Annotated in this window: 20 protein-coding genes and 1 other annotated feature; of the genes, 10 read left to right on the top strand and 10 right to left on the bottom strand. The window is 52.5% G+C overall.

Annotated elements, in window-relative coordinates; all coding sequences use genetic code 11:
- Nucleotide 1 precedes the first annotated feature (1 nt).
- From urtD to atzF, 7 genes are all read right to left on the bottom strand, one after another.
- Nucleotides 2-793 carry an urea ABC transporter ATP-binding protein UrtD gene (gene urtD, locus HA49_RS10775; RefSeq protein ID WP_038023215.1) on the bottom strand — a complete coding sequence of 264 codons (792 nt, stop codon included), beginning with the start codon at nt 791-793 and terminating at the stop codon, nt 2-4.
- Nucleotides 786-1,862: an urea ABC transporter permease subunit UrtC gene (urtC, locus tag HA49_RS10770; RefSeq protein ID WP_038023212.1), complete on the bottom strand. Its 1,077-nt coding sequence runs from the start codon at nt 1,860-1,862 to the stop codon at nt 786-788. The genes urtD and urtC overlap by 8 nt, the downstream gene beginning before the upstream one ends.
- Nucleotides 1,862-3,436: an urea ABC transporter permease subunit UrtB gene (gene urtB, locus HA49_RS10765; RefSeq protein ID WP_038023456.1), complete on the bottom strand. Its 1,575-nt coding sequence runs from the start codon at nt 3,434-3,436 to the stop codon at nt 1,862-1,864. The genes urtC and urtB overlap by 1 nt, the downstream gene beginning before the upstream one ends.
- An 85-nt stretch (nt 3,437-3,521) precedes the next feature.
- A complete protein-coding gene (gene urtA, locus HA49_RS10760; protein WP_038023210.1) occupies nt 3,522-4,790 on the bottom strand; it encodes an urea ABC transporter substrate-binding protein in 1,269 nt (422 codons plus the stop codon).
- 22 nt (nt 4,791-4,812) lie between these two features.
- Nucleotides 4,813-5,520: a GntR family transcriptional regulator gene (locus HA49_RS10755; protein ID WP_038023208.1), complete on the bottom strand. Its 708-nt coding sequence runs from the start codon at nt 5,518-5,520 to the stop codon at nt 4,813-4,815.
- Nucleotides 5,517-9,146 carry an urea carboxylase gene (gene uca, locus HA49_RS10750; RefSeq protein ID WP_046791742.1) on the bottom strand — a complete coding sequence of 1,210 codons (3,630 nt, stop codon included), beginning with the start codon at nt 9,144-9,146 and terminating at the stop codon, nt 5,517-5,519. The genes HA49_RS10755 and uca overlap by 4 nt, the downstream gene beginning before the upstream one ends.
- A gap of 2 nt (nt 9,147-9,148) precedes the next feature.
- A complete protein-coding gene (atzF, locus tag HA49_RS10745; protein ID WP_038023207.1) occupies nt 9,149-10,948 on the bottom strand; it encodes an allophanate hydrolase in 1,800 nt (599 codons plus the stop codon).
- Nucleotides 10,949-11,227: 279 nt separating this feature from the next.
- Here atzF and sltY point away from each other — a divergent pair, with 279 nt between their 5' ends.
- Both sltY and trpR read left to right on the top strand, forming a co-directional pair.
- Entirely contained in the window at nt 11,228-13,174 is a 1,947-nt protein-coding gene (sltY, locus tag HA49_RS10740) for a murein transglycosylase (protein WP_046791791.1), read from the top strand.
- Nucleotides 13,175-13,218: 44 nt separating this feature from the next.
- Nucleotides 13,219-13,542 carry a trp operon repressor gene (gene trpR, locus HA49_RS10735; protein ID WP_038023205.1) on the top strand — a complete coding sequence of 108 codons (324 nt, stop codon included), beginning with the start codon at nt 13,219-13,221 and terminating at the stop codon, nt 13,540-13,542.
- Here trpR and yjjX read toward each other — a convergent pair.
- Nucleotides 13,512-14,048: an inosine/xanthosine triphosphatase gene (yjjX, locus tag HA49_RS10730; protein WP_038023202.1), complete on the bottom strand. Its 537-nt coding sequence runs from the start codon at nt 14,046-14,048 to the stop codon at nt 13,512-13,514. The two genes, trpR and yjjX, sit on opposite strands and share 31 nt — an antisense overlap.
- 57 nt (nt 14,049-14,105) lie before the next feature.
- Here yjjX and gpmB point away from each other — a divergent pair, with 57 nt between their 5' ends.
- Nucleotides 14,106-14,753 carry a 2,3-diphosphoglycerate-dependent phosphoglycerate mutase GpmB gene (gene gpmB, locus HA49_RS10725; protein ID WP_038023199.1) on the top strand — a complete coding sequence of 216 codons (648 nt, stop codon included), beginning with the start codon at nt 14,106-14,108 and terminating at the stop codon, nt 14,751-14,753.
- A gap of 42 nt (nt 14,754-14,795) precedes the next feature.
- Here gpmB and robA read toward each other — a convergent pair whose 3' ends face one another.
- The gene (robA, locus tag HA49_RS10720) at nt 14,796-15,680 is read right to left on the bottom strand and encodes an MDR efflux pump AcrAB transcriptional activator RobA (RefSeq protein WP_038023197.1); all 885 of its coding nucleotides are present in this window, start codon (nt 15,678-15,680) and stop codon (nt 14,796-14,798) included.
- Between the two features lie 206 nt (nt 15,681-15,886).
- Here robA and creA point away from each other — a divergent pair, with 206 nt between their 5' ends.
- Nucleotides 15,887-16,375, top strand: a complete 489-nt coding sequence (gene creA, locus HA49_RS10715) for a protein CreA (RefSeq protein WP_038023195.1) — start codon at nt 15,887-15,889, stop codon at nt 16,373-16,375.
- A 78-nt stretch (nt 16,376-16,453) separates the two neighbouring features.
- Here creA and arcA read toward each other — a convergent pair whose 3' ends face one another.
- Nucleotides 16,454-17,173, bottom strand: a complete 720-nt coding sequence (arcA, locus tag HA49_RS10710) for a two-component system response regulator ArcA (RefSeq protein WP_038023193.1) — start codon at nt 17,171-17,173, stop codon at nt 16,454-16,456.
- Between the two features lie 558 nt (nt 17,174-17,731).
- Between arcA and HA49_RS10705 the strand changes: the two genes are divergently transcribed.
- The 6 genes from HA49_RS10705 to HA49_RS10685 all read left to right on the top strand — a co-directional run bounded on the left by HA49_RS10705 (nt 17,732) and on the right by HA49_RS10685 (nt 23,954).
- On the top strand, nt 17,732-18,418 hold the full coding sequence (locus tag HA49_RS10705) for a tRNA/rRNA methyltransferase (protein WP_038023190.1): 687 nt from the start codon (nt 17,732-17,734) through the stop codon (nt 18,416-18,418).
- 206 nt (nt 18,419-18,624) lie between these two features.
- Nucleotides 18,625-18,696 carry a thr operon leader peptide gene (thrL, locus tag HA49_RS20900; protein WP_072055937.1) on the top strand — a complete coding sequence of 24 codons (72 nt, stop codon included), beginning with the start codon at nt 18,625-18,627 and terminating at the stop codon, nt 18,694-18,696.
- Nucleotides 18,632-18,754, top strand: a sequence feature (Thr leader region). Its footprint overlaps the gene before it by 65 nt.
- 26 nt (nt 18,755-18,780) lie before the next feature.
- On the top strand, nt 18,781-21,243 hold the full coding sequence (thrA, locus tag HA49_RS10700) for a bifunctional aspartate kinase/homoserine dehydrogenase I (protein WP_038023187.1): 2,463 nt from the start codon (nt 18,781-18,783) through the stop codon (nt 21,241-21,243).
- 2 nt (nt 21,244-21,245) lie between these two features.
- Nucleotides 21,246-22,175 (top strand): homoserine kinase, encoded by a 930-nt coding sequence (gene thrB, locus HA49_RS10695; protein WP_038023185.1) that lies wholly within the window; start codon nt 21,246-21,248, stop codon nt 22,173-22,175.
- Between the two features lie 3 nt (nt 22,176-22,178).
- Complete coding sequence (thrC, locus tag HA49_RS10690) at nt 22,179-23,471, top strand: threonine synthase (RefSeq protein ID WP_038023182.1); 1,293 nt, start codon at nt 22,179-22,181, stop codon at nt 23,469-23,471.
- A 78-nt stretch (nt 23,472-23,549) separates the two neighbouring features.
- Nucleotides 23,550-23,954 carry a YybH family protein gene (locus HA49_RS10685; protein WP_038023179.1) on the top strand — a complete coding sequence of 135 codons (405 nt, stop codon included), beginning with the start codon at nt 23,550-23,552 and terminating at the stop codon, nt 23,952-23,954.
- Nucleotides 23,955-23,973: the final 19 nt, after the last annotated feature.

The following is a 23,973-nucleotide window of genomic DNA, read 5'->3' as shown; positions in this document are numbered from 1 at the left end:
GTTAGCGCCCCAGGTATACGTCAATCACGTGTTCATTGGCCTGTACTTCACGCAGAGAACCTTCTGCCAGTACCTGCCCCTGATGCAGTACGGTGACATGGTCAGCGATGGTTTCGACGAACCCCATGTCGTGTTCCACCACCATCAGCGAGTGTTTTCCTGCCAACTGGCGAAACAGCTCTGCGGTGTATTCTGTTTCTGCATCGGTCATCCCGGCGGCCGGTTCATCCAGTAACAGCAGGTGGGGTTCCTGGACCAACAACATACCGATTTCCAGAAACTGCTTTTGTCCATGCGATAACAGCCCCGCCAGCCGCTGTTGCTGGTCTGACAGCCGCAGCAATTGCAGTATCGAGGCGATTCTGTCCTGTTGCTCACCGTTCAGCCGGGCGCGTAATGAAGCCGCCACGGTTTTGGGGGCCTTCAGCGCAATTTCGAGATTTTCGAATACGGTTAATGCTTCAAATACCGTGGGTTTCTGAAACTTACGGCCAATACCCGCACGGGCGATTTCGGAGGGCGATAACTGCGTCAGGTCAGTACGTTGGTCGTATACCACTTTCCCCTCGTCCGGCCGGGTCTTACCGGTAATGACATCCATCAGGGTGGTTTTACCGGCACCGTTCGGTCCGATAACACAACGGAGTTCTCCGACGCCGATATTCAGCGACAGGTTATTCAGGGCGCGAAAACCATCGAACGTCACAGAAATATTTTCCAGCTGCAACACCGGGTCGGTTTGCTGACGGTGCCGGTCGGCCGGTGAACTATGGGTATAGAGTTGATCAGTCATTTTTCCTCCGGCGCAGCAGTCCGACAACACCCTGCGGCAGTGCCAGGGTCACCACAATAAACATCAGGCCAAGGAAAAACAGCCAGTAATCCGGGAAGCTGACGGTAAACCAGCTTTTTGCCCCATTAACAATCGCCGCGCCCAGTACCGGGCCAATCAGTGTGCCACGGCCACCGAGTGCGACCCAGATGGCCGCTTCAATCGAGTTAGTCGGTGACATTTCTCCCGGGTTGATGATGCCGACTTGCGGCACATAGAGCGCGCCGGCCAGGCCACACATCACAGCCGACAAGGTCCAGATAAATAATTTGAAGCCGCGCGGGTCATAGCCGCAGAACATCAGACGGTTTTCAGCATCGCGTACGGCGGTCAGAATGCGGCCAAATTTACTGCGTGCCAGCAGAAAACCGGTGAGCAGTGATAATGCCAGCAGGATCACGGTGGCCATAAACAGGGCTATACGGGTTCCTGTGGCATCAATCTTCCAGTCGAGCAGTGTGGTGAAGCCGGTGAATCCGTTGTTGCCACCAAACCCGGTTTCGTTGCGGAAGAACAGCAGCATCCCGGCGTAGGTCAGAGCCTGGGTCATGATCGAAAAATAGACCCCTTTGATTTTTGAGCGAAAAGCAAAGAAACCAAATAACGCCGCCAGCCCGCCAGGTAACAACACAATCAGGCATAACGTCCAGATAAATGACTGAGTTCCGGTCCAGAACCAGGGCAGATGGTCCCAGGAGAGAAACGACATAAAGGCCGGCAGGGCGTCACCAGAGGCCTGACGCATCAGGTACATACCCATGGCATAGCCACCCAGGGCAAAAAACAGCCCGTGGCCCAGCGACAACATTCCGGCATAGCCCCACACCAGATCCAGCGCGACGGCGACAATGGCATAGCAGAGGATCTTACCACACAGTGTCAGGGTGTAAGTTGACACTGACAACGGATTGCTGGCCGGCAGCAGACTCAGAAACGGCATAATCAGCAATGCCAGCAGTACCACGCTGACCAGAGTCAGCGTCAGTACCGGCATTTTTTTGCCTATGGTGACAGTAATTGGCTGGCTCATTAGTCAATGACCCTCCCTTTAGCGGCGAACAGCCCCTGAGGACGTTTCTGGATAAACAGGATAATCGCCAGCAGGATAATAATTTTACCCAGCACAGCCCCGACCTGGGGTTCCAGCACTTTATTAAGAATACCCAGGCTCAGTGCCGCCGCCACGGTTCCGGCCAGCTGACCGACACCGCCGACCACTACCACCAGGAAGGAGTCAATAATGTAGCTTTGCCCCAGTTCCGGGCCGACATTGCCCAATTGGGATAAGGCGACGCCCCCCAGACCGGCCAGACCTGATCCCAGGCCAAACGCCAGCATATCCACTCTGCCGGTAGCCACACCACAACAGTCAGCCATCGCGCGGTTTTGGGTCACGGCACGAATATTCAGTCCGAGTCGTGTTTTGTTCAGCAGCAGCCAGGTCAGCAGCAGTACGCCGACGACAAAAATAATGACGGCAATACGGTTATAAGGCAGTACCAGATTTGGCAGTACCTGCCAGCCTCCGGACAACCAGCCCGGGTTGGCAACTTCAAGGTTTTGCGCGCCAAACAGTATCCGGACGCCCTGGATCAGAATCAGGCTGATCCCCCAGGTGGCCAGTAGTGTCTCCAGAGGGCGGCCGTACAGGTGACGGATAATGGTTCGTTCAAGGATCATGCCGATAGCCGCGGTCAGCAGGAAGGCGGCCGGCAGAGCCAGCACCGGATACCACGCCAGCCATTGCGGTGCCCATTGCTGAAACAGGCTCTGGATCATCCAGGTGGTGTAAGCACCAATCATCAGCATTTCACCGTGGGCCATATTAATCACGCCCAGCAGGCCGTAGGTAATGGCGAGGCCCAGTGCGGCCAACAGCAGGATGGAACCGAGGGACAGCCCACTAAAGGCCTGGCCGAGCCAATCGCCCCACATCAGACGGTGGTGAATCTGCTGCAGGCTGTCAGCCGCGGCTTGTCGTACAGCCGCATCCGGTTCGGTCGATGCCTGAGTCAGAGGTTGCAGGCTGGCCTGCACATCGGGGTTGCTGGCCTGACCTAACAGTTTAACCGCCTGCAGACGGACTTCCGCCTGAGGATTTGTCAGTTGCAACAAAGCTACCGCCTGTGAAAGGGCGTCATGGACCTGTGGGTTAGTCTCTTTCTGCAGTTGCTGCTGCATCAGTGGCAGCTGATCGCTGGCGACATCATTCTGTAATTGTCGGGCCGCCAGCAGACGGAGTGCCGGATCATGGCTGGTTAGTTCGATAGCTGACAAGGCGCGGGAGGTCAGAATTCGCAGCCGGTTGTTCATCAGCAATTTACGGGTATTGCCGGTAGGCTGTTGCGCACTGTCCAGTGGCACCAGTTTGTCGCCGGTTTTACTGAAAGGCTGCTTGTTCTCATCTGTTACCACATTCTCATTATGTAATGCATTCAGTAGTGGCAGTAAATGTTCATCAGGTGCGGCAGCCCACTGCTGTAACAATGTGGCCTGCTGTGTGCGGCTGGCTGCGGCAAAATCTGCCGCAGGACCGGCACTGGCAAGTAATGGCTGGCACAGTGTTAACCACAGTAATGACCAGAAAACGCGGCGTAGTGTGATCATAATCTTTGCTCAACTGAGGACAGGAACGGACCTGACCAGGGTGACTAACGGACCCGCCGTCTGACAGCGGGTCTGCGGATGGTCAGAACGTACCTTTGACCGGAGTATCAGGCTTCTTGTCGTTACCGGCGATGTACGGGCTCCACGGCTGGGCACGTACTGTACCGTCGGTCTGCCAGACCACGTTAAACTGGCCGTTGGCTTCCACTTCGCCAATCATCACTGGCTTATGCAGGTGATGGTTGGTTTTGTCCATGGTCAGCGTGTATCCATCCGGTGCTTTAAACGTCTGTCCGGCCATCGCTGCACGGACTTTATCTACATCGGTAGTACCGGCTTTTTCGACCGCCTGTGCCCACATATGAATACCGACATAGGTGGCTTCCATCGGGTCGTTAGTCACTACGGAGTCAGCGTTTGGCAGATGGTGAGCTTTGGCGTAGGCACGATAATCGGCAACGAATTTAGCGTTTACCGGGTTATCAAGAGACTCAAAGTAGTTCCAGGCAGCCAGTTCCCCAACCAGAGGTTTAGTATCGATACCACGCAGTTCCTCTTCACCCACCGAGAAAGCCATGACCGGGATATCGGTGGCTTTTATGCCCTGGTTAGCCAGTTCTTTGTAGAACGGAACGTTGGAATCGCCGTTAATGGTAGAGATAACCGCCGTCTTACCTCCGGCTGAGAATTTCTTGATATTAGAGACAATAGTCTGGTAATCGCTGTAACCAAACGGGGTATAGACTTCCTGAATATCCTTATCCTGAACGCCTTTGGAATGCAGATAGGCACGCAGGATTTTGTTGGTGGTCCGTGGGTAGACATAGTCGGTACCCAGCAGGAAGAAGCGTTTAACATTGCCGCCATCTTCGCTCATCAGGTACTGTACTGCCGGGATGGCCTGTTGGTTAGGTGCCGCACCGGTATAAAAGACGTTCGGTGACATCTCTTCGCCTTCATACTGTACCGGATAGAACAGCAGACCGTTAAGCTCTTCAAATACCGGCAAAACGGACTTACGGGAGACCGAGGTCCAGCAGCCAAACACGACGGCAACTTTATCCTGGCTGAGTAACTGACGGGCTTTTTCGGCAAATAATGGCCAGTTGGAGGCAGGGTCAACGACCACTGGCTCCAGTTTCTTGCCCAGTACACCACCGTGCGCATTAATTTCGTCAATGGTCATCAGAGCGACATCTTTTAACGGCGTCTCGGAAATTGCCATGGTGCCGGAGAGTGAATGCATAATCCCGACTTTGATAGTGTCGGCAGCATAAGCACCGAGACTGATCCCCATACTGACGACAGTAGCGGAGAGAGCAAAAGCTTTAAGTAATGAACGTCTTTTCATTGTAATACCCCTGATAAGCGAATTATGACTCGGGTGTTGTTCTTGCCTGCTGTAACATGTGTAGTGTTATTTTGCGGACTTCCGCTTTACTCTCTGCGATATGCCTGGTGAGTAGTAGCTGTGCCTCCTCGCTGTTTTGTTGAAAAATCTGGTTTAAAATCAGGGCGTGCTCACGATAAGTGGCACTGATCCTGTCTTCCCGGGTAAAGTCCAGACGACGGATAATGCGAATTTTCTCGGTAACAATCGCATGGACTTTGGCCATTTCCCGGTTACCTGCCGCATCCAGTAACCCGCGATGAAACTCTTCATCGCAGGCCGAGATCTCCTTGCCATCACTGAGTGGTAGTGGTGGCGTATCGATCCAAAAGGTTTGAAGGCTAGTTAATGCCTGGCGGCACTGTTCAACCGGTAAACGGCATAACCGGCGCACGGCTTCACATTCCAGTACGGTACGGAAGTCGTACAGCTCTTCGAAATACTCAAAATCGAACGGTTTAACCTGCCAGCCGCTGCGGAAATAGACCTCCAGATAGCCTTCGTGGGCCAGCCAGTAGAGTGCCTGCCGGACCGGCGTCCGGCTGACCTGCATTTTTTCGGCAATATCGTTTTCACTGAAGCGATCACCCGGCAGTAAACGAAAGTCGAAAATATCGTCCTTCACTGCCTGATAAACCCTTGATGCCAGTGCTTCTGGTCGTGATTTATTGCTGTTACTCACAGAACTCATTGCTCCTCCCCGGCTAACCACAGCAGCACATCCCCCGGAGAAACCTGACGCCCTGGCTGACAGGCAATCTGGCTGACCACACCTGCGGCAGGTGAACTGATGGTCAGTTCCATTTTCATCGCTTCAACAATCACGACCGGTTGACCGGCAACGATGGTGTCGCCTGGTGACACCAGGACTTTCCAGACACTGCCATTCAGGTCGGCATTGACCGGCAATAATCCTGCGGTATCTTCTTCGGCGACCAGAAGCTGATCGTCCTCTGATGGAGAGTTCAGCGCTTCACGGCTCCACAACTCGACTTCTTCAGCAAAGGCAGTGGCCTGGCGCTCTTTAAACTGGTTAATAGAGTCCGCGTTTTCTGCCAGGAAACGGCGATGGGCTGCGTAATCAAATTCACTTTCCTCGATGCGCACGCTGGCACGGCCTTCACGGAAATCATCACGCAGTTGCAGTAATTCATCTTCAGTGACCGGATAGAAACGTACCTGATCGAAGAAATGTAATAACCAGGGTTCGTCGGCGGCGAACTGATCGTTTTTCAGATATTTGTTCCAGATAGGCAGCGTACGGCCCACCAACTGGTATCCACCCGGCGAATCCATCCCATAAATACACATATACATGCCGCCGATACCGACAGTACCTTCGGCAGTAAAGGTGCGGGCAGGGTTATATTTTGAACTGAGCAGCCGGTGGCGCGGATCCACGGGAACTGCGCAAGGAGCTCCCAGATAGACGTCGCCCAGGCCAAGAATCAGATAGCTGGCATCAAACAGAATACGTTTAACTTCCTCACGGTTTTCCAACCCGTTGGTCCGTTGCAGGAAATCTACGTTATTCGGCAACCACGGCGCCTGCTGACGGACGGTCTGCTGATAACGACTGACCGCGTCTAAGGTTGCGCTGTCCTCAAAAGCCATCGGCAGCCAGACGATACGCGAAGGGACTTTCAGCTCGCTGACATCCCCGAGCGAAGTTTCCAGATCCAGCAGCAGGTCGATCAGGGCTTTCTGTGATAACTGCAGGCTGTCATAGCGGATCTGTAATGAACGGACACCCGGCGACAGTTCACGGATCGCCGGGATCGCCTGTTGACGGATTGCTTCAATCAGCAGATGAACCCGTAAGCGTAACGCCAGATCCAACACATTATCGCCGTACTCTATCAGGATGTAGTGATCACCTGCCTGGCGGTAAACCACGGAAGGACGGTCACCTTGTGCCGGTAATGCGGCCAGCGCGGTCGCTGGTACCCCATCGATGGGTTGCAGGTTAACCGGAGCAAACTCTGGTATCGCTGCCGGTGCGAGTTGTTCAATTTGCTGGTTACAGGCGATTTCCAGTGTCTGCGCTTCATCAAAACTGATCGGATAAAAACGGATTTTGTCGCCGGGTTTTACCTGACCCACCTTCCATAACTCGGCACTGGCAATCGTCACCGGGCAGACAAAGCCGCCGAGACTCGGTCCGTCACGGGTCAGGATGACCGGGAAGTCACCGGTGAAGTTGATTGCCCCAATCGCGTATTCGCAGTCATGCACATTGGAAGGGTGCAAACCGGCTTCGCCGCCATTTTCCCTGGCCCATTCCGGTTTAGGGCCGCTGAGCCGGACACCTAAACGGTTCGAGTTGTAATGTACTTCCCAGTCAGTGGCAAAGAAGGTATCTATGGCTTGAGGGGTAAAAAAGTCCGGGGCACCGTGCGGACCATATAACACCCCGATATCCCAGTGATTACTGTATTCAGGAATCATCTCTGTCGGCAGGGCTCGTGGTTCACTGATGGCTGGTGGTGTGGTGCAGGCCGGTAACTCCGGCTGTGATACCGGCAGCATATCTGCCTGGCGTAAAATTCGCCCGGCATGACCACCAAACTGGCCCAGCGCAAAGGTCGAGCGGCTGCCCAGATAGACAGGGACATCGAAACCGTGACGGATGGCCAGGCAGGTACGGCAACCGGACGTGGCACGGCCAAGCGTCAGTGTCTGACCCGCTTTTACATTCACCGGTTGCCAGAAAGCGACCGGCGTATCATCCAGGGTTGCTTCCGAAGGGGCGCCGGTCAGTGCAATAATGCTGTCGCAGTGAAACTTCAACACGGGTCCCTGCAGGGTAAATTCCAGCCCCGCAGCTTCCGGGGCATTGCCTACTATACGGTTAGCCAGCCGGAAGGCGTAATCATCCATCGGGCCAGAAGGTGGAACACCGATGTCCCAGTAGCCTGGACGCCCCGGATAGTCCTGCACCGAGCTCCAGGTGCCAGGTTGGATCACTTCAACCACATGGGCGTTGGCAGTAAACTTATCGAGGAAACGAGTGTAGCTGCGTCCTTCACGGAACTCAGGGGTATTGATAACCTGGCGGAGATAGTCAAGATTCGAGGCAATTCCCTGAATCCGGGTTTCTGACAGGGCCTGACGTAATTTTTCCCAGGCGGCTTCACGGGTATCGGCATGCACAATCAGTTTTGCCAGCAGCGGATCATACCAGGCCGAGACTTCGGTACCGGTACTGACCCAACCATCGACCCTCACATTATCAGGGAAACTGACATCCGTCAGGGTTCCGGGAGAAGGCTGAAAGTTTTTCAGTGGATCTTCTGCATACAGACGTACTTCGATGGCCGCTCCCTGAGGCGCTTTGGCCATGGCCTGCCAGTCTGGTGTTTCGCCGGCCGCGACCTGTAACATACAGGCGACCAGATCGAGCCCTGTGACCGATTCGGTCACAGGGTGTTCCACCTGGAGTCGGGTGTTCACTTCCAGGAAATAGAATTTATCCTGAGCACCGTCATAGATGTATTCGACAGTACCTGCGCTGCGGTAATTCACGCTTTCCCCGAGCCGGACAGCACTTTCCAGTAACGTGCGGCGGGTTTCTGGTGGCAGGTGAGGTGCAGGGGTTTCCTCAACGACTTTCTGATTACGGCGTTGCAGGGAGCAATCACGTTCACCGAGGGCAACGACCTTCCCCTGACCATCCCCGAAAATCTGTACTTCAATATGCCGTGCCTGATCGATACAACGTTCAAGAAATACACCTGCATCATTAAAGAATTGTGCACCCAGCCGGCGAACACCTTCCCAGGCGTCGGATAACGCTGACTCATCAGCACAGCGGGTCATTCCGATACCGCCGCCGCCCGCGGTACTTTTCAGCATCACCGGATAACCGATAGTCGCGGCGGCCTGCAATGCTTCTGGTAGTGAACTCAGTAACGGAGTGCCCGGGGTCATGGGGACACCGGCTGCGGCTGCCAGCTCCCGCGCCCGGTGTTTTAAACCAAACTCACCAATCTGATGAGCGGTTGGACCAATAAACACGATCCCGGCTTCTTCACAGGCAGCAGCAAAAGGCAGACTTTCTGATAAAAATCCGTACCCTGGCCAGATAGCCTGGGCGCCGCTCTGCCGGGCGGCCTGCAAAATTTTCTCTATCGACAGATAGCTGTCGGTCGGTTTATCCCCGCCCAGGGAAATCGCCTCGTCGGCTTCTTTCACATGCGGGGCGTTTTTATCCGCATCGGAATAGACTGTGACGCTGCGAATTCCCAGCTTTTTAAGGGTTTTCAATGCACGGCAGGCGATTTCACCACGGTTAGCAATCAGTACGGTATCAAACATGATTAACGGGTCTCCTGTGAGCTTAACCAGCGGCGCCAGCCACCTGTTTCGGTGATATCAAGGGCATTACTCAATGCGTAAGGTTCGCAGACAAACCCCTGGACAGTGCGTCCATCGGCCAGCGTGAGAGTGCCAATCCCTAAAGGAGCAGGGATCTCCGCAACAAACTCACCATAACGAGCCAGTGGTATATCCCAGAGTTCGACGATTATGGCGGCACCACTGTCATCACGAACCAGGCCTGGTTTTTTAATCGCTCCGCCACTCAGGGCATACAGTCGGTAATGCGCGGCAGTCGTGGTTTCTTCCACCAGCACCGCCTGACGGGTGGTGAGCTGGTAATTAAGCGGCATACCTGTCAGATGAGCGCCGACCACCGCAATACGGACGTGATCAGCCGATGCCGGCAAAGAGGTTGCTGTTTCCGGGGCCGGTAGTCCGGTGGCCCCCGGGGACAGTTGTTGCTGCTGTTGCCAGCGTAAGCCAAAGCCAGCCAGTGCCCGGTCGTACCAGGCGGGGGCAATCAGTGTGATCCCGGCAGGCAGTCCGTCGGCCCGAAAACCGGCAGGCAAGGCCAGTGCGCAGAGATCGGCCAGATTGGTGAAGTTGGTGTAGGTACCAAACTGCGCGTTGTATTTCACCGGTTCCTGTTGCATTTGCTGGCGTGTACGGATAGTTGGGGAAGTCGGTACCACCAGTCCGTCGAACTGTGCCAGTGTTTGCTGAATCTGGCGGCTCAGTTCGGAGCGCAGGTATTCAGCCTTCCAGGCATCGGTAGCGGTAAATTTTTCCCCCTGTCTGACAATGCCGTAGACCACCGGATCGAGTTTGTCCGGCTGCTGTAACATTTCACCGACAGCCGCCGTTCTTTCTGCAACCCAGGGGCCGTTATATAACTGCTCTGCCAGCCGGTGGAATAGTGTGAAATCAATAGCCGACAAGGTGGCACCGCAAGCCTGAAGGTCAGTTAATGCGGTGTCCCAGGCGGCACGGGCTTGCTCATCACCAAAAAACTCCGGACTGGCAGGGATGGCAAATTTCGGGGCTGCCGGCAGCCCCGCCGGTGCGGTATGTGGGGAAGAGCGGGAATAGCTGTCTCCACTGTCGTAACCTCCGGCAAGGCTGGCGACCTGCCAGGCATCTTCGGTGGTGAGTGCAAACACGGAAATGGTATCAATCAGGCGACAGGCCGGGACAACCCCTGAGGCAGAGAGCCAGCCTTTAGTCGGTTTCAGACCGACAATGTTATTGAATCCGGCGGGTACACGCCCGGAACCGGCAGTATCGGTGCCCAGAGAGAAAGGCACCAGGCCACGGGCCACCACCGATGCAGAACCGGAACTGGAACCGCCGCTGACATATTCAGGATTGAAACTGTTAGGGACTTCGCCATAAGGGGAACGGGTCCCGACCAGCCCTGTTGCGAACTGGTCCAGATTCGTTTTCCCGGCGACGATGGCGCCGGCAGACTTCAGACGGGCTACGACTTCGGCATCATTGCCGGCCACATAACTGAAAGCGGGGCAGGCAGCGGTGGTGTCAAAACCGGCAACATCAATATTATCTTTAACTGCAAACAACACGCCGAACAGCGGCAGGGAGGTTGGATCCTGCAAAAAACGCGGCAGAATTTCGCTGACCTGAGCGGTGATCTGTGCCGGAGTCGCGACACTTATCCATGCCGGGTCCTGTGGGTCAAAGGTGGCCAGCCACTGATTCAGAATATCAGCCAACTGCTGAGGGTGCTGCCGACAATGGTCAGTCCACTGTCCAAGGGTAAGTCCTGCACGTAGAGAGGTCATATGAATTCCATCATGTATACCAGATGGTATTCATCTGAGCAAAGAGCGTGCCATGTTTATAACTACATGAATTATAATGTTTAAGTGGGTTTTTCTGATCAGCCGGATGCCCGGGGTTGAGCATTTTTGGCGCACGTCCGCCTACGGATGGTGCAAATTTGTGCAATGCTTTTGCACAAAAACGTGCCAACGAACGTCAGACTGAGTAAATTTTTGGCAGATGATAGTAAGTCATCATTTAACCCGCTAGCATGGGAACCTGTCAGCGGGTCTGCTGATATGTGGCGGGTAAACGAGGAGAAGCGTGTGATTAATTGGAAGCATTGGGTATTGGGTCTCTGTCTGACAGGGGTTGCCGGTCTCAGTCAGGCAGATTCATTAGATCAACAACGTCAGCGATACCAGCAAATTAAGCAGGCCTGGGATAACAACCAAATGGATGTGGTGGCGCAGATGATGCCATCACTGAAAGATTATCCACTCTATCCTTATCTTGAGTATCGACTGCTGTCCCAGGATTTGAATCAGGAAACCTCTCTGGCAATCAGCAATTTTGCCAACCAGTATCCGACATTGCCATCCGCCCGTAGCCTGAAAAACCGCTTTGTGAACGAACTGGCAAGACGCCAGGACTGGCAGGGATTATTAAGCTTCAGTCCGACCCGTCCGGCGCCGGTGCAGGCCCAGTGCAACTGGTATTACGCAAACTGGGCTACCGGGAATCAGCAACTGGCCTGGGAAGGGGCAAAAAAATTGTGGCTGACCGGGGCGAATTTACCTGACAGCTGTGATGCATTATTTACCGCCTGGCAATCATCGGCACAATTCAGCCCACAGGCAATATTACAACGTATGATTCTGGCCTTTAAAGCCGGCAATGATTCTCTGGTGCGTCACCTGATTACGATGTTGCCGGTGAATTATGCGACCGTGGCTGCGGCTCTGTCGACGCTGGGACAGAACCCTCAGGCGGTGAGCAGTTTTGCTACCGCGGTTTCACCCAGTGATTTTAGCCGGCAGATAACTCTGATTGCTTTCAGCCGGCTGGCACGACAGGATGCCGAAAATGCCCGTTCGTTGATCCCGGCACTGGTCTCTGCTCAGAAAATGTCAGCTTCAGAAGCTCAGGCGATGAAGGAGGCGGTGGCCTGGCAATTTATGGGCAGTGATGTGACGACAGAACAGATGCGCTGGCGGGATGCTGTTGTCATGGACAGCGATTCTACCTCCCTGATCGAACGACGCATCCGTCAGGCTATTTCCGATAATGATCACCGTGGGCTGAATACCTGGATTGCCCGGTTACCCGTCGAAGCTAAGCAGAAGGACGAATGGCAATACTGGCAGGCCTGTTTGTTACTGGAGCAGGGACGTAAACAGGAAGGCGATGAACTGCTCAGTGAGCTGACACAGAAACGTGGCTTTTATCCCATGGTCGCGGCCCAAAAACTGGGCGTACCTTACAGGCTGACGATTGATCCGGCGCCTGCGCCAACAGCCTCGGTTGCCAGCGGCGCTGAGATAGCCCGTGTCAGAGAACTGATGTACTGGGGCATGGATAATCTGGCCCGAAGCGAATGGGCTAACCTCATCAGTAGTAAACCCCTGGAGCAACAGAAAATGCTGGCTCGTTATGCCAGTGAACAGAACTGGTGGGATTTGAGTGTCCAGGCCACTATCACCGCGAAAATGTGGGACAGCCTGAAAGAACGTTTTCCGTTGGCCTGGCAACAATACTACCAACAATATTCGGCCGGAAAAGCCATCCCGGTGAGTTATGCAATGGCGATTTCGCGTCAGGAAAGTGCATGGAACCCTAAAATTCGTTCGCCGGTGGGCGCCAGCGGACTAATGCAGGTTATGCCCGCGACGGCGGCACATACCGTTAAAATGTTCCCGGTCAGTAACTATGTGAACAGCAGCCAGTTGCTGGATCCGCAAATGAATATCCAGATTGGAATGCAATATCTGGATTATGTGTACCGGCAGTTTGATGATAACCGCATTTTTGCTTCTGCGGCCTATAATGCCGGGCCAGGCAGAGTCAGAAGGTGGCTGGCAGTGAGTGGTGGTAAGCTGGATGCAGTCGGATTTATCGAAACCATCCCTTTTGCCGAAACACGAAACTATGTGAAGAATGTGCTGGCTTATGATGCCTACTATCGTTACTTCATGGGCCAGCCTGGCAAACTGTTACAGGATACGGAGTGGAATCGCCGCTATTGAGTATGCTATGCTTCTGTACTCATTAATGAGTACGGAAGCCGTCTATGTTGCCCACTGCCAATGCAGAAGAAAATTTTGAGTTCAACTGGCCGCGTGTTGTCAGCTTACTGAAGCAGGCAGTGGACGATCAGCAGACAGAGGCATTACTGCAGCTGATGATGACTCCGGATGAACGGGAAGCACTGGCGACCCGGCTAAGAATTATTGAAGAGTTAATGCGTGGTGAAATGAGCCAACGGCAGCTAAAAGATCAGTTAGGTGTTGGCATTGCCACCATTACCCGGGGGTCTAACAGTCTGAAAGAGTCGCCGGCCGGATTCCGGCAATGGCTTGAGAATCAGTTATCAATAAAGGGTGGTTCACTGTAATAAGGATGCAGCAGCGGACATAATGCCAGCAGCAGAGCCTGATGATAGACGGATGTCCGGGTGAGCCGGCCTTCAGTCAGCGCGCCAATCGCCCCGCCTTTTTGTTTGATATTAGCAATGCCGGTCAGTTGTGCCATCACGTCGCCCAGTTCACGGCCCTGATGAAGTTGTTCAGACACTGCGGCAGGCAATAAAAAACTGGCAGAACGAGATTCACCCCGCCGTGAGGCATTTTCTACCACCATCCAGGCGAATGCCTGCTGACCATCAATACCCGCCTCAATAGCGACCCAGAAATCAGCCTCTGGCTGCCGATGGCGGGCATTAGCCACGCGTTGACGGGCGCCTTTACGGGTTTCTTCATCACTCATAGGTTGTGCTGAAACACCGCTGTCGGTTTCTGAACCTGAAACCTGGCATTGACCGGTACCAAAGACATCCTCAAAAGCTTGTAGGATAGCGCTGATTTTTGCCGGGTTGCTGGTAGCGGCGACAACATGGTACATAATAGTTAAACTCTCAGGGCAGATGGTTGCACTGACTCAGTATAATGGATAGGTAACATGCTACAAGTCTTTCTGGTTCGTCATGGTGAAACCCTGTGGAATACCGAACGTCGTCTGCAGGGACAAAGCGATAGCCCGTTAACCCCACAAGGAGAGCAGCAGGCAAAACAGGTGGGAGAGCGACTTCAGTCTTATGGTATTACGCATATTATTAGCAGTGACTTAGGCCGGACCCGCCAGACTGCGGAGATTATTGCGCAGTATTGTCAGTGTCCGGTGGTCACCGACAGCCGGTTACGGGAACTGAATATGGGAATACTGGAAACCCGTCGACTAAGCGAGTTGTCCGCCGAAGAAGAAGGCTGGCGTAAGTCGCTGGTGGATGGCACCGAACAGGGGCGTATTCCCGGCGGAGAAAGTATGACTGAACTGGCTGGTCGTATGCAACAGGCGCTGGATGCCTGCCGTGAACTACCGTCTGGCAGCCGCCCGGTACTGGTGAGCCATGGTATGGCTTTAGGGTCGTTAATTAGTACGCTGCTGGGACTACCGGCTTATGCCGAACGGCGCTTACGGCTACGTAACTGTTCGCTGTCAAGAGTGGATTATCAGCACAGTGAATGGCTGGCTAATGGCTGGGTCGTTGAAACTGCCGGAGATGTCGCGCATTTAACGGCAGATGCGCTGGATGAACTACAGCGTTAAATACCCCCCGTGGATTCAGTGAATCCGCGGGCGGGTTATTTGTCAGGCAACGCGTCGGGCTTCGTTGCGGATAGGGATCAAATATTCGCAGTGAAGTTCCGCGGTATTTTCCTTAGTTAGTTTTCCGCCCGGGGTATAGAAGCGTTCAATATCCTGGCCGGCACGACGGGTCAGTCCCAACGTCGGCATACAGGTGCTGTACAATACCAGGATAAAGTCCTGGAGTTGTTCTTTCGGGCCTTTATAGCTGAACTGAACGTATTCACCACCTTCCAGAATGATCTTCTGTGCCGATTGAAGGCTTTGCCCTGAGTCGCTTTCGGTGACCGCCGTAGTATAAAGAATTTCCTGTTCATCTTCTTTATCCGCACTGCTACGCACCTGATGCAGACCATATAAAATATGCGGTGCATCGGTGTCATGCAGGAACTGGCGCCAAAAATGGCCACGCATTTCCGCCCGATAAACAGAAATCTGTTCAAGAGTACAGCTGTAACTTTGAGTCTGCCCCATCAGTGTCGTTTCCGGCAACGTAACATACGTTGGTTGAGGCATTGAAAACTCACCCATGCGAATCGGTGGGCGTAACCCAAAGGAGTTCCAGTCAGAGGCGCGGCGGTAACCGGCAGGCGTCTGATTAAACTGTTTTTTAAAGGCTCGGGTGAACGTTTGCTGAGAATCAAACCGGTATTGCAAAGCAATGTCCAGAATAGGGCGACTGGTGAGTCTCAGCGCAACAGCAGCTTTAGACAGCCGTCTGGCCCGAATATAAGCGCCGATAGCATGACCTGTTACGTTTTTAAACATCCGCTGTAAATGCCATTTGGAGTATCCGGCCTTAAAGGCAACATTATCCAGAGATAAGGGTTGATCCAGATGGCTCTCCAGCCAGACAAGCAAATCGCGAATGATACCAGCTTGGTCCATATTACATCCTCACAGTCCTGGTTGGCATAATTGATCAGGCAACCTTCATAAAGCTAAGAGTAGCATTAAATGCAAAAAAACAGGAAAGGGCGTAATTATACCGTTTCCTGTTGTTACAATAATTCAGTGCGACAAAGGAACATTTGAAGGTATCAATAGTAACCTTATATTGATTATTCAGTAATCACCTAATAAGCGGTAACTTAATGAAAATCAAAAAACTACAGTTTTTTATCAACAAATTTGCGGCAGCCGGCTGTGTACTTTTTGCTCTTAACGGCGTTGTACATGCTGAGGAAATTGGCTCTGTAGATACCGTTTTTAAACTACTTGGTCCGGATCACAAGATTGTAATCGAAGCCTTTGATGATCCAGATGTTAAAAATGTTACATGTTATATCAGTCGGGCGAAAACCGGTGGTATAAAAGGCGGTCTGGGGCTGGCCGAAGATACGGCGGATGCCGCCATTTCCTGTCAGCAGGTTGGGCCGGTCACTATCCCTGACAACCTGAAACCTGGTGAGTCAGACGTGGTGTTTAAAAAACGCACCTCATTGATTTTTAAGAAACTTCAGGTTGTTCGTTTTTATGACAAAACCCGGAATACGCTGGTGTATCTGAGCTATTCTGACAAGCTGGTAGATGGTTCACCAAAAAATGCGATCAGCGCCGTTCCCATCATGCCATGGCATTAAGTTGTTCGCACGAAATGTAAAAAAAGCCCGCCGGTCATCAGACCGACGGGCAGCATATAACAGTCCGCGTCCGGGAGATTAGTGGTCTTCTAACTCACCGCAAAAACGATAACCTTCGCCGTGGATGGTCGCGATGATTTCCGGCGTATCACTGTTTGACTCGAAATGCTTACGGATACGACGGATGGTCACATCCACCGTACGATCATGAGGTTTCAGATCTCTGCCGGTCATTTTCTTCAGTAAGTCAGCGCGGGTCTGAATTTTGCCCGGATTCTCACAGAAGTGCAGCATGGCACGGAATTCACTACGTGGCAGCTTGTACTGCTCACCTTGCGGGCTAACCAGAGAACGGCTGTTAATATCCAGCGTCCAGCCGTTAAACTGATAATTTTCCACATGCTTACGTTCTTCACTGCTGACCGCCAGGTTCATAGTACGGGACAGCAGGTTACGGGCACGGATTGTCAGTTCACGCGGATTAAACGGTTTGGTGATGTAATCATCCGCACCGATCTCCAGTCCGAGAATCTTGTCGACTTCATTGTCACGTCCTGTCAGGAACATCAACGCTACACTTGCCTGTTCGCGAAGTTCGCGAGCCAGCAGCAGACCGTTTTTACCTGGCAGGTTGATATCCATTATCACCAGATTGACATCATTGTCAGTCAATAACTGATGCATTTCAGCACCATCCGAGGCTTCGAATACAATGTATCCTTCAGCTTCGAAAATACTCTTTAAAGTATTTCGGGTTACTAGCTCGTCTTCGACGATAAGAATTTGCGGGATCTGCATGGTTTGCTACCTAAAATTTGCCATCAAAATTGATACAAGGCATACAGTGCTGATGTCTGAGATATCGGTCGACGTATAATGAGTCTGCATTGCCAATTTACGACGTTTTGTTCTTGATGCATCACAGATTAATGTCACTGACGGATTTCAACGTAATTACAGTTGGTCTGTATGCGCCTAAACTGGTCTTTATGCGCTTCATCCTAACCTCTTTAACAGCGGGCTAACAGCACCAACAACATTCAGGAAGCAAATAAAAACGCTTCGTTGACTTATATCAAAACTGAGTGTAGCACGTTAACACTTGTGTGAAAAATATCTCTTTTTTATTCCCCTTATAGGAGAAATCGCTAAATTATGCCGCAGCGCGTGTTTGATACCCACAGTGAATTCATTGATGTTATCAATTAACGTATTGTAATTTAATGATAAAAAAATAATTCATTGATTTACTATGCTGTTTTTTAGCCCAGCGATTTCTTTAACTGGTTAAAATTTCTGATAAAACCGGACAAAATAGCCGACACTGAGTTATTTCGTGCATTGTAAGGTGATGATATGTCATTCCCGATTATTTTAGTTTCTCCGGCGCGTGCCGAAAATGTAGGGGCGGCGGCCCGGGCGATGAAAACCATGGGGTTTAGTGAGCTACGTATTGTCAACAGTAGTGTCTGGCAGGAGCCTGCCGCTTATCGGGTGGCTCATGGGGCCACAGAAATACTGGATAATGTGCGTCAGTTCCCTGATTTGGCCGCTGCTCTGGCTGATGTTGATTTTTCGGTGGCTACCACTGCCCGCAGCCGTGCCCGATACCATTATTATGCCACACCGCAGCAGGCCGAAGCGCTACTAAAAGAAAAGCAGCAGTGGCTGAACCGGCTGGCATTGATTTTTGGTTGTGAGGAGAGCGGCCTGACCAACGAGGAACTGGCTCTGGCCGATGTGTTGACTGGGATTCCTATGGCAGTTGACTACCCGTCATTAAATCTGGGTCAGGCGGTTATGGTGCTGTGTTATCAGTTTTCTTCGCTGATGCAGGTAACAGTAAACCCAAAACCGGAAGCTGATCCGCAACAACTTCGGGCGCTGCGTCAGCGAACTCATCAGTTACTGGAGCGTCTGGCGGTCAGTGATGACCAGAAAATGGCCGACTGGCTGGATCAAAGGCTCGGGTTACTGGAGCAGCGGGATAGCGCAATGCTGCACCGTTTATTGCATGATATCGAAAAAAAGATCGCAGAGTGATCTGCTGATATATTGAAGATTTCTAGTGATCTGGTCGGAATATTCCGGCAGGGATGTTGTGGATTTAGGGTGTTTAGTCGATATTAAAGAATCAATGCGCGGTCGCATTCTGACGGGTGAAATGACAAATTTATTGACTTATCGGGCGGTTTGTTTTACTTCTGGATGCAGACAGTTTAGATAAAAGACAGACAGACAGACATTAGATGCGTAATCACAGCCTGAACATTACTATTATTACCACCATCACCATTACCACAGGTAACGGTGCGGGCTGACGCATAACAGGAAAAAACGAAAAAGCCCGCTCCCTAATCAGGTGCGGGCTTTTTTTTCGGCATAAATTCAGGAGTTACAAACCCATGCGAGTGTTGAAATTTGGCGGAACCTCGGTCGCAAACGCAGAGCGTTTTTTGCGTGTTGTCGACATACTGGAAAATTATGCAAAGCAGGAACAGGTTGCGACAGTCCTCTCCGCTCCCGCAAAAATTACCAATCACTTAGTTGCTCTTATCGAAAAGACTATCTCAGGTCAGGATGCCTCAGCCAACCTGAATGATGCCCGCCAGATTTTCGACCAGTTATTGCAGGGACTGTCTGATGCTCAGCCAGGCTTCGACTTACAGGCAATGACCCGGTTTGTCGATACCGAATTCGCTCGCTTACAGCAGGTTATTCTCGGGATTAATCTGCTGGGTCAGTGCCCTGACAGCGTCAATGCTACAGTCATCTGTACCGGTGAAAAACTCTCCATTGCGATTATGCAGGCATTGTTACAGGCCCGGGGCCATCAGGTCACCGTTATTGATCCGGTAGAGAAATTGCTTGCTGTCGGTGGTTATCTGGAATCCACCGTGGATATTACCGAATCGACCCGGCGGATTGCCGCCAGCCAGATTCCACCAAAAAATTATGTACTGATGGCCGGCTTTACTGCCGGAAACGAGCGGGGCGAACTGGTCGCCCTGGGACGTAATGGTTCAGATTATTCCGCCGCCGTCCTGGCAGCATGTTTACGGGCCAGCTGTTGCGAGATCTGGACAGATGTTGACGGTGTTTATACCTGTGACCCGCGTCAGGTGCCAGATGCCCGGTTGCTGAAGTCGATGTCCTACCAGGAGGCGATGGAGCTCTCCTATTTTGGCGCCAAAGTGCTTCATCCGCGCACCATAACCCCGATTGCCCAGTTCCAGATCCCTTGCCTGATTAAAAACACAGCTAATCCGTCTGCACCAGGAACTCTGATTGCTGCAGGGCAGGGTGAAGATTCGACGCCGGTAAAAGGCATTACCAATCTGAATAACATGGCCATGTTTAATGTCTCAGGGCCGGGAATGAAGGGCATGGTTGGTATGGCGGCCAGGGTGTTTGCCGTGATGTCGCGTAAAGGAATTTCGGTCGTTCTGATTACACAGTCTTCTTCTGAGTACAGTATCAGTTTTTGTGTTCCGCAAAATGAAGCATTGTCTACCCGTCGGGCCCTGGAAGACGAGTTCTATCTGGAGCTGAAAGATGGTCTGCTTGACCCGCTGGAAGTCACAGAAAAGCTGGCGATTATTTCGGTGGTAGGTGATGGAATGCGTACCCTGCGTGGCATTTCTGCAAAATTCTTCTCAGCACTGGCCAGGGCAAACATTAATATTGTTGCCATCGCTCAGGGCTCATCAGAACGCTCTATCTCGGTAGTGGTCAGTAATGACGACGCGACCACCGGGGTGAGGGTGGTCCATCAGATGCTATTCGCGACTGACCAGGTGATCGAAGTGTTTGTGGTCGGTACCGGCGGAGTCGGTGCAGCTTTACTCAACCAGTTACACCGCCAGCAATCCTGGCTGAAAAAGAAACATATTGATTTACGGGTGTGCGGCATTGCCAACTCGCGGGCATTACTGACCAACGTACATGGTATCCATCTTGACCACTGGCAGGATCAGCTTTCCCGGGCGACCGATGAGTTTTCCCTTGACCACCTGACACGTCTGGTCAAAGAGTACCACCTGCTGAATCCGGTTATTGTTGACTGTACTTCCAGCCAGCAGTTGGCTGATCAGTACGTCGATTTCCTGCGTGAAGGCTTCCATGTGGTAACGCCGAACAAAAAAGCAAACACCTCCTCCCGGGAGTACTATCAGCAGATTCGGGCGGCTGCAGAGAAAGCACGGCGTAAATTCCTGTATGACACGAATGTGGGAGCAGGCCTGCCGGTGATTGAAAATTTGCAGAATCTGTTAAATGCCGGCGATGAACTGATTAAGTTCAATGGCATTCTTTCCGGTTCTCTGTCGTATATTTTTGGCATGCTGGATGACGGTGTATCGCTGTCAGAGGCGACCAGCAAAGCCCGCGAGCTCGGCTTTACCGAACCCGACCCTCGGGATGACTTATCGGGGATGGATGTGGCACGAAAACTGCTAATTCTGGCCCGGGAAGCCGGAATGTCGCTGGAGCTGGAAGATATCGTGATTGAGCCCGTGCTGCCGGAAAGACTGCTGTCGCTGGCAGATGCGGATGAGTTTATGCAGCAACTGCCATCGCTGGATGCAGAGTTCTCGGCCCGTGCAGCTAAGGCCCGTGATGAAGGTAAAGTATTACGCTTCGTTGGCGCTATCGATGAACAGGGACATTGCAGTGTGAAAATTGCGGCGGTGGATGGAAACGATCCGCTGTTTAAAGTGAAGAATGGTGAGAATGCGCTGGCATTTTACAGTCGCTACTATCAGCCTCTGCCTCTGGTGCTGCGGGGATACGGTGCCGGTAATGATGTCACCGCGGCCGGGGTGTTTGCAGATTTATTGAGAACTCTGACGTGGAAGCTGGGAGTCTGATCATGGTAAAAGTTTATGCACCCGCCTCTATCGGGAATGTCAGTGTCGGGTTTGATGTGCTGGGCGCGGCGGTTTCGCCGGTCGATGGCACATTACTGGGCGATTGCGTCACTGTTGAAGCGGCGGAATCTTTTCGTCTCGAAAATCGTGGCCGCTTTGTATCAAAACTGCCAGCGGATCCGAAAGAGAATATTGTTTATCAGTGCTGGGAACGTTTTTGCCAGGAGATCGGCCGTGAAGTCCCGGTAAGCATGGTACTGGAAAAGAATATGCCGATTGGTTCCGGACTGGGTTCCAGTGCCTGTTCGGTGGTAGCCGGACTGATGGCGATGAATGAGTTCTGTGACCGGCCTTTGAATGATGACCGGTTGCTGGCCCTGATGGGCGAACTGGAAGGGCGGGTCTCCGGCAGCGTACATTTTGATAATGTCGCTCCCTGCTTTTTGGGTGGGATCCAACTGATGCTGGAAGCTCATGGCATCACCTGTCAGCCCGTGCCGGGCTTCGATGAATGGTACTGGGTAATGGCTTACCCGGGGATTAAAGTGTCCACCGCTGAAGCCAGAGCCATTTTACCGGCGAGTTACAGTAAAGCCGACTGCATTACCCATGGGCGGATGCTCTCAGGATTTATTCATGCCTGCCATACCCGTCAGCCACTGCTGGCTGCCAGCCTGATGAAGGATGTCATTGCTGAACCCTACCGTACCGGATTACTGCCAGGCTTTGCGCAGGCGCGGCAGGCAGTGATCGAACTGGGGGCGCTGGCCTGTGGTATTTCCGGTTCAGGGCCGACACTGTTTGCGGTCTGTGACACACCGGAGGTGGCTGAGCAGGCTAAAGCATGGCTGCAGCAACACTATCTGCAGAATGATGAAGGCTTCGTACATATTTGCCGTCTTGATACGACGGGCGCACGTAAACTGGGATAAGCGATGAAATTATATAATCTGAAAGATCATAACGAGCAGGTCAGTTTCACTCAGGCCGTAAAACAGGGCCTGGGTTCACAACAGGGGCTGTTCTTTCCGAATGAGCTGCCAGAGTTTGAACTGACCGAAATTGATCAGTTGCTGGAGCTGGACTTTGTCAGCCGCAGCAGCAAAATTTTGTCAGCATTTATCGGTGATGAGATCCCTGAAGCAGAACTGGCTGAACGGGTAAAGGCTGCGTTTGCTTTCCCGGCTCCGGTGCAGCCTGTCTCAGACGATATCGCCTGCCTGGAGTTGTTCCACGGCCCTACACTGGCATTCAAAGACTTTGGCGGCCGGTTTATGGCGCAAATGCTGGCTTTGAGCAGTGATAAAGATGAGAAAATCACTATTCTGACGGCAACCTCCGGGGATACCGGCGCGGCGGTGGCTCATGCTTTTTATGGCATGGAAAATATCCGGGTAGTTATTCTCTATCCTCAGGGCAAAATCAGCCCGCTACAGGAAAAACTGTTCTGTACCCTCGGTGGGAATATCCAGACTATTGCGGTAGATGGCGATTTTGATGCCTGCCAGGCACTGGTGAAACAGGCTTTTGATGATCAGTCACTGAAGCAGACGATCGGCCTTAACTCCGCGAACTCCATCAATATCAGCCGCTTACTGGCTCAGGTCTGCTATTACTTCGAAGCGGTAGCTCAGTTACCACAGGAAAAACGTAACCAACTGGTGATTTCAGTACCCAGTGGAAACTTCGGTGATCTCACCGCCGGATTACTGGCGAAAAGCCTTGGGCTGCCGGTAAAACGTTTTATTGCCGCGACTAATGCCAATGACACTGTTCCCCGTTTCCTGAGCAGCGGTGAGTGGGCGCCGAATAAGACTGTCGCGACGCTTTCTAATGCTATGGATGTCAGCCAGCCGAACAACTGGCCACGCGTCGAGGAGTTATTCCGCCGTAAAACCTGGCAACTGGACGAGCTGGCCTACGGCGCACTGAGCGACGAGCAGACCCGTGCGGCGATGCGTGAGCTGGCCGCAGAAGGTTATATTTCTGAACCTCATGCCGCGATTGCGTGGCGTATGCTGCGTGATCAGTTACGTGACGGTGAATATGGGTTATTCCTGGGCACCGCGCATCCGGCAAAATTCAAAGAGAGCGTGGACGAGATTCTGCAGAAAGATCTGCCGTTACCGGCCGAATTAGCTGAACGTGCCAATCTGCCTCTGCTGTCCGACAACTTACCGGCCGATTTTGCCGTGTTAAAAGAGTATCTGCTGACCAAACGCGTCTGATCTTTTCGGTAATGACTCTCCTGCAGGCGTTGTTTGCCTGCAGGTTTTCCCATATCCCTCCAGCCAGCCGGAGCTATGATGACCTCCCACCCTGTTCGGCAGATTATCGAAGATTGTGACCGGGCGATTTCTGCCGGAGACTTTGATGCAGTGATGGAGCATTACACTGAAGATGCCGCACTGGTGATTAAGCCCGGTATGATTGCCCGCGGAAAATCGGATATTCGTCAAGCCTTTGGGCTGATTTCTGACTATTTTCAGGGACAGTTACAGGTCACCCAGGGGGATATGCAGGTGATTGAAGGGGGTGGAGATGCCCTGGTGATCATGGAAACTCAATTAACTTTCCCGGGCCCGCACGGCGAACCCGTGGAAATCAGTCGTCGGGCGACCTATGTTTTTCGGAAGGAACCGGACGGACGCTGGTTATGCAGTATTGATAATTCATACGGTACGGATCTATTGGATACAGAAACAGCCTGAGTTTCTTTGGGATTACCGT

The organism is Tatumella morbirosei (genome assembly GCF_000757425.2).
In the GTDB taxonomy this organism is placed as follows: Bacteria; Pseudomonadota; Gammaproteobacteria; order Enterobacterales; family Enterobacteriaceae; genus Tatumella; species Tatumella morbirosei.
Note: the sequence above shows the minus strand (reverse complement) of the source record. Positions and strands in the feature narration are given on the sequence as shown.

What these genes read in the sequence shown, in the direction of transcription:
- yjjX (WP_038023202.1), bottom strand. Translation starts at nt 14,048, where the DNA reads ATGTACCATGTTGTCGCCGCTACCAGCAACCCGGCAAAAATCAGCGCT.
- HA49_RS10685 (WP_038023179.1), top strand. Translation starts at nt 23,550, where the DNA reads ATGACCTCCCACCCTGTTCGGCAGATTATCGAAGATTGTGACCGGGCG.
- gpmB (WP_038023199.1), top strand. Translation starts at nt 14,106, where the DNA reads ATGCTACAAGTCTTTCTGGTTCGTCATGGTGAAACCCTGTGGAATACC.
- arcA (WP_038023193.1), bottom strand. Translation starts at nt 17,173, where the DNA reads ATGCAGATCCCGCAAATTCTTATCGTCGAAGACGAGCTAGTAACCCGA.
- urtA (WP_038023210.1), bottom strand. Translation starts at nt 4,790, where the DNA reads ATGAAAAGACGTTCATTACTTAAAGCTTTTGCTCTCTCCGCTACTGTC.
- sltY (WP_046791791.1), top strand. Translation starts at nt 11,228, where the DNA reads ATGTGGCGGGTAAACGAGGAGAAGCGTGTGATTAATTGGAAGCATTGG.
- trpR (WP_038023205.1), top strand. Translation starts at nt 13,219, where the DNA reads ATGTTGCCCACTGCCAATGCAGAAGAAAATTTTGAGTTCAACTGGCCG.
- thrC (WP_038023182.1), top strand. Translation starts at nt 22,179, where the DNA reads ATGAAATTATATAATCTGAAAGATCATAACGAGCAGGTCAGTTTCACT.
- atzF (WP_038023207.1), bottom strand. Translation starts at nt 10,948, where the DNA reads ATGACCTCTCTACGTGCAGGACTTACCCTTGGACAGTGGACTGACCAT.
- thrA (WP_038023187.1), top strand. Translation starts at nt 18,781, where the DNA reads ATGCGAGTGTTGAAATTTGGCGGAACCTCGGTCGCAAACGCAGAGCGT.
- urtC (WP_038023212.1), bottom strand. Translation starts at nt 1,862, where the DNA reads ATGAGCCAGCCAATTACTGTCACCATAGGCAAAAAAATGCCGGTACTG.
- HA49_RS10705 (WP_038023190.1), top strand. Translation starts at nt 17,732, where the DNA reads ATGTCATTCCCGATTATTTTAGTTTCTCCGGCGCGTGCCGAAAATGTA.
- thrB (WP_038023185.1), top strand. Translation starts at nt 21,246, where the DNA reads ATGGTAAAAGTTTATGCACCCGCCTCTATCGGGAATGTCAGTGTCGGG.
- urtD (WP_038023215.1), bottom strand. Translation starts at nt 793, where the DNA reads ATGACTGATCAACTCTATACCCATAGTTCACCGGCCGACCGGCACCGT.
- HA49_RS10755 (WP_038023208.1), bottom strand. Translation starts at nt 5,520, where the DNA reads ATGAGTTCTGTGAGTAACAGCAATAAATCACGACCAGAAGCACTGGCA.
- creA (WP_038023195.1), top strand. Translation starts at nt 15,887, where the DNA reads ATGAAAATCAAAAAACTACAGTTTTTTATCAACAAATTTGCGGCAGCC.
- uca (WP_046791742.1), bottom strand. Translation starts at nt 9,146, where the DNA reads ATGTTTGATACCGTACTGATTGCTAACCGTGGTGAAATCGCCTGCCGT.
- robA (WP_038023197.1), bottom strand. Translation starts at nt 15,680, where the DNA reads ATGGACCAAGCTGGTATCATTCGCGATTTGCTTGTCTGGCTGGAGAGC.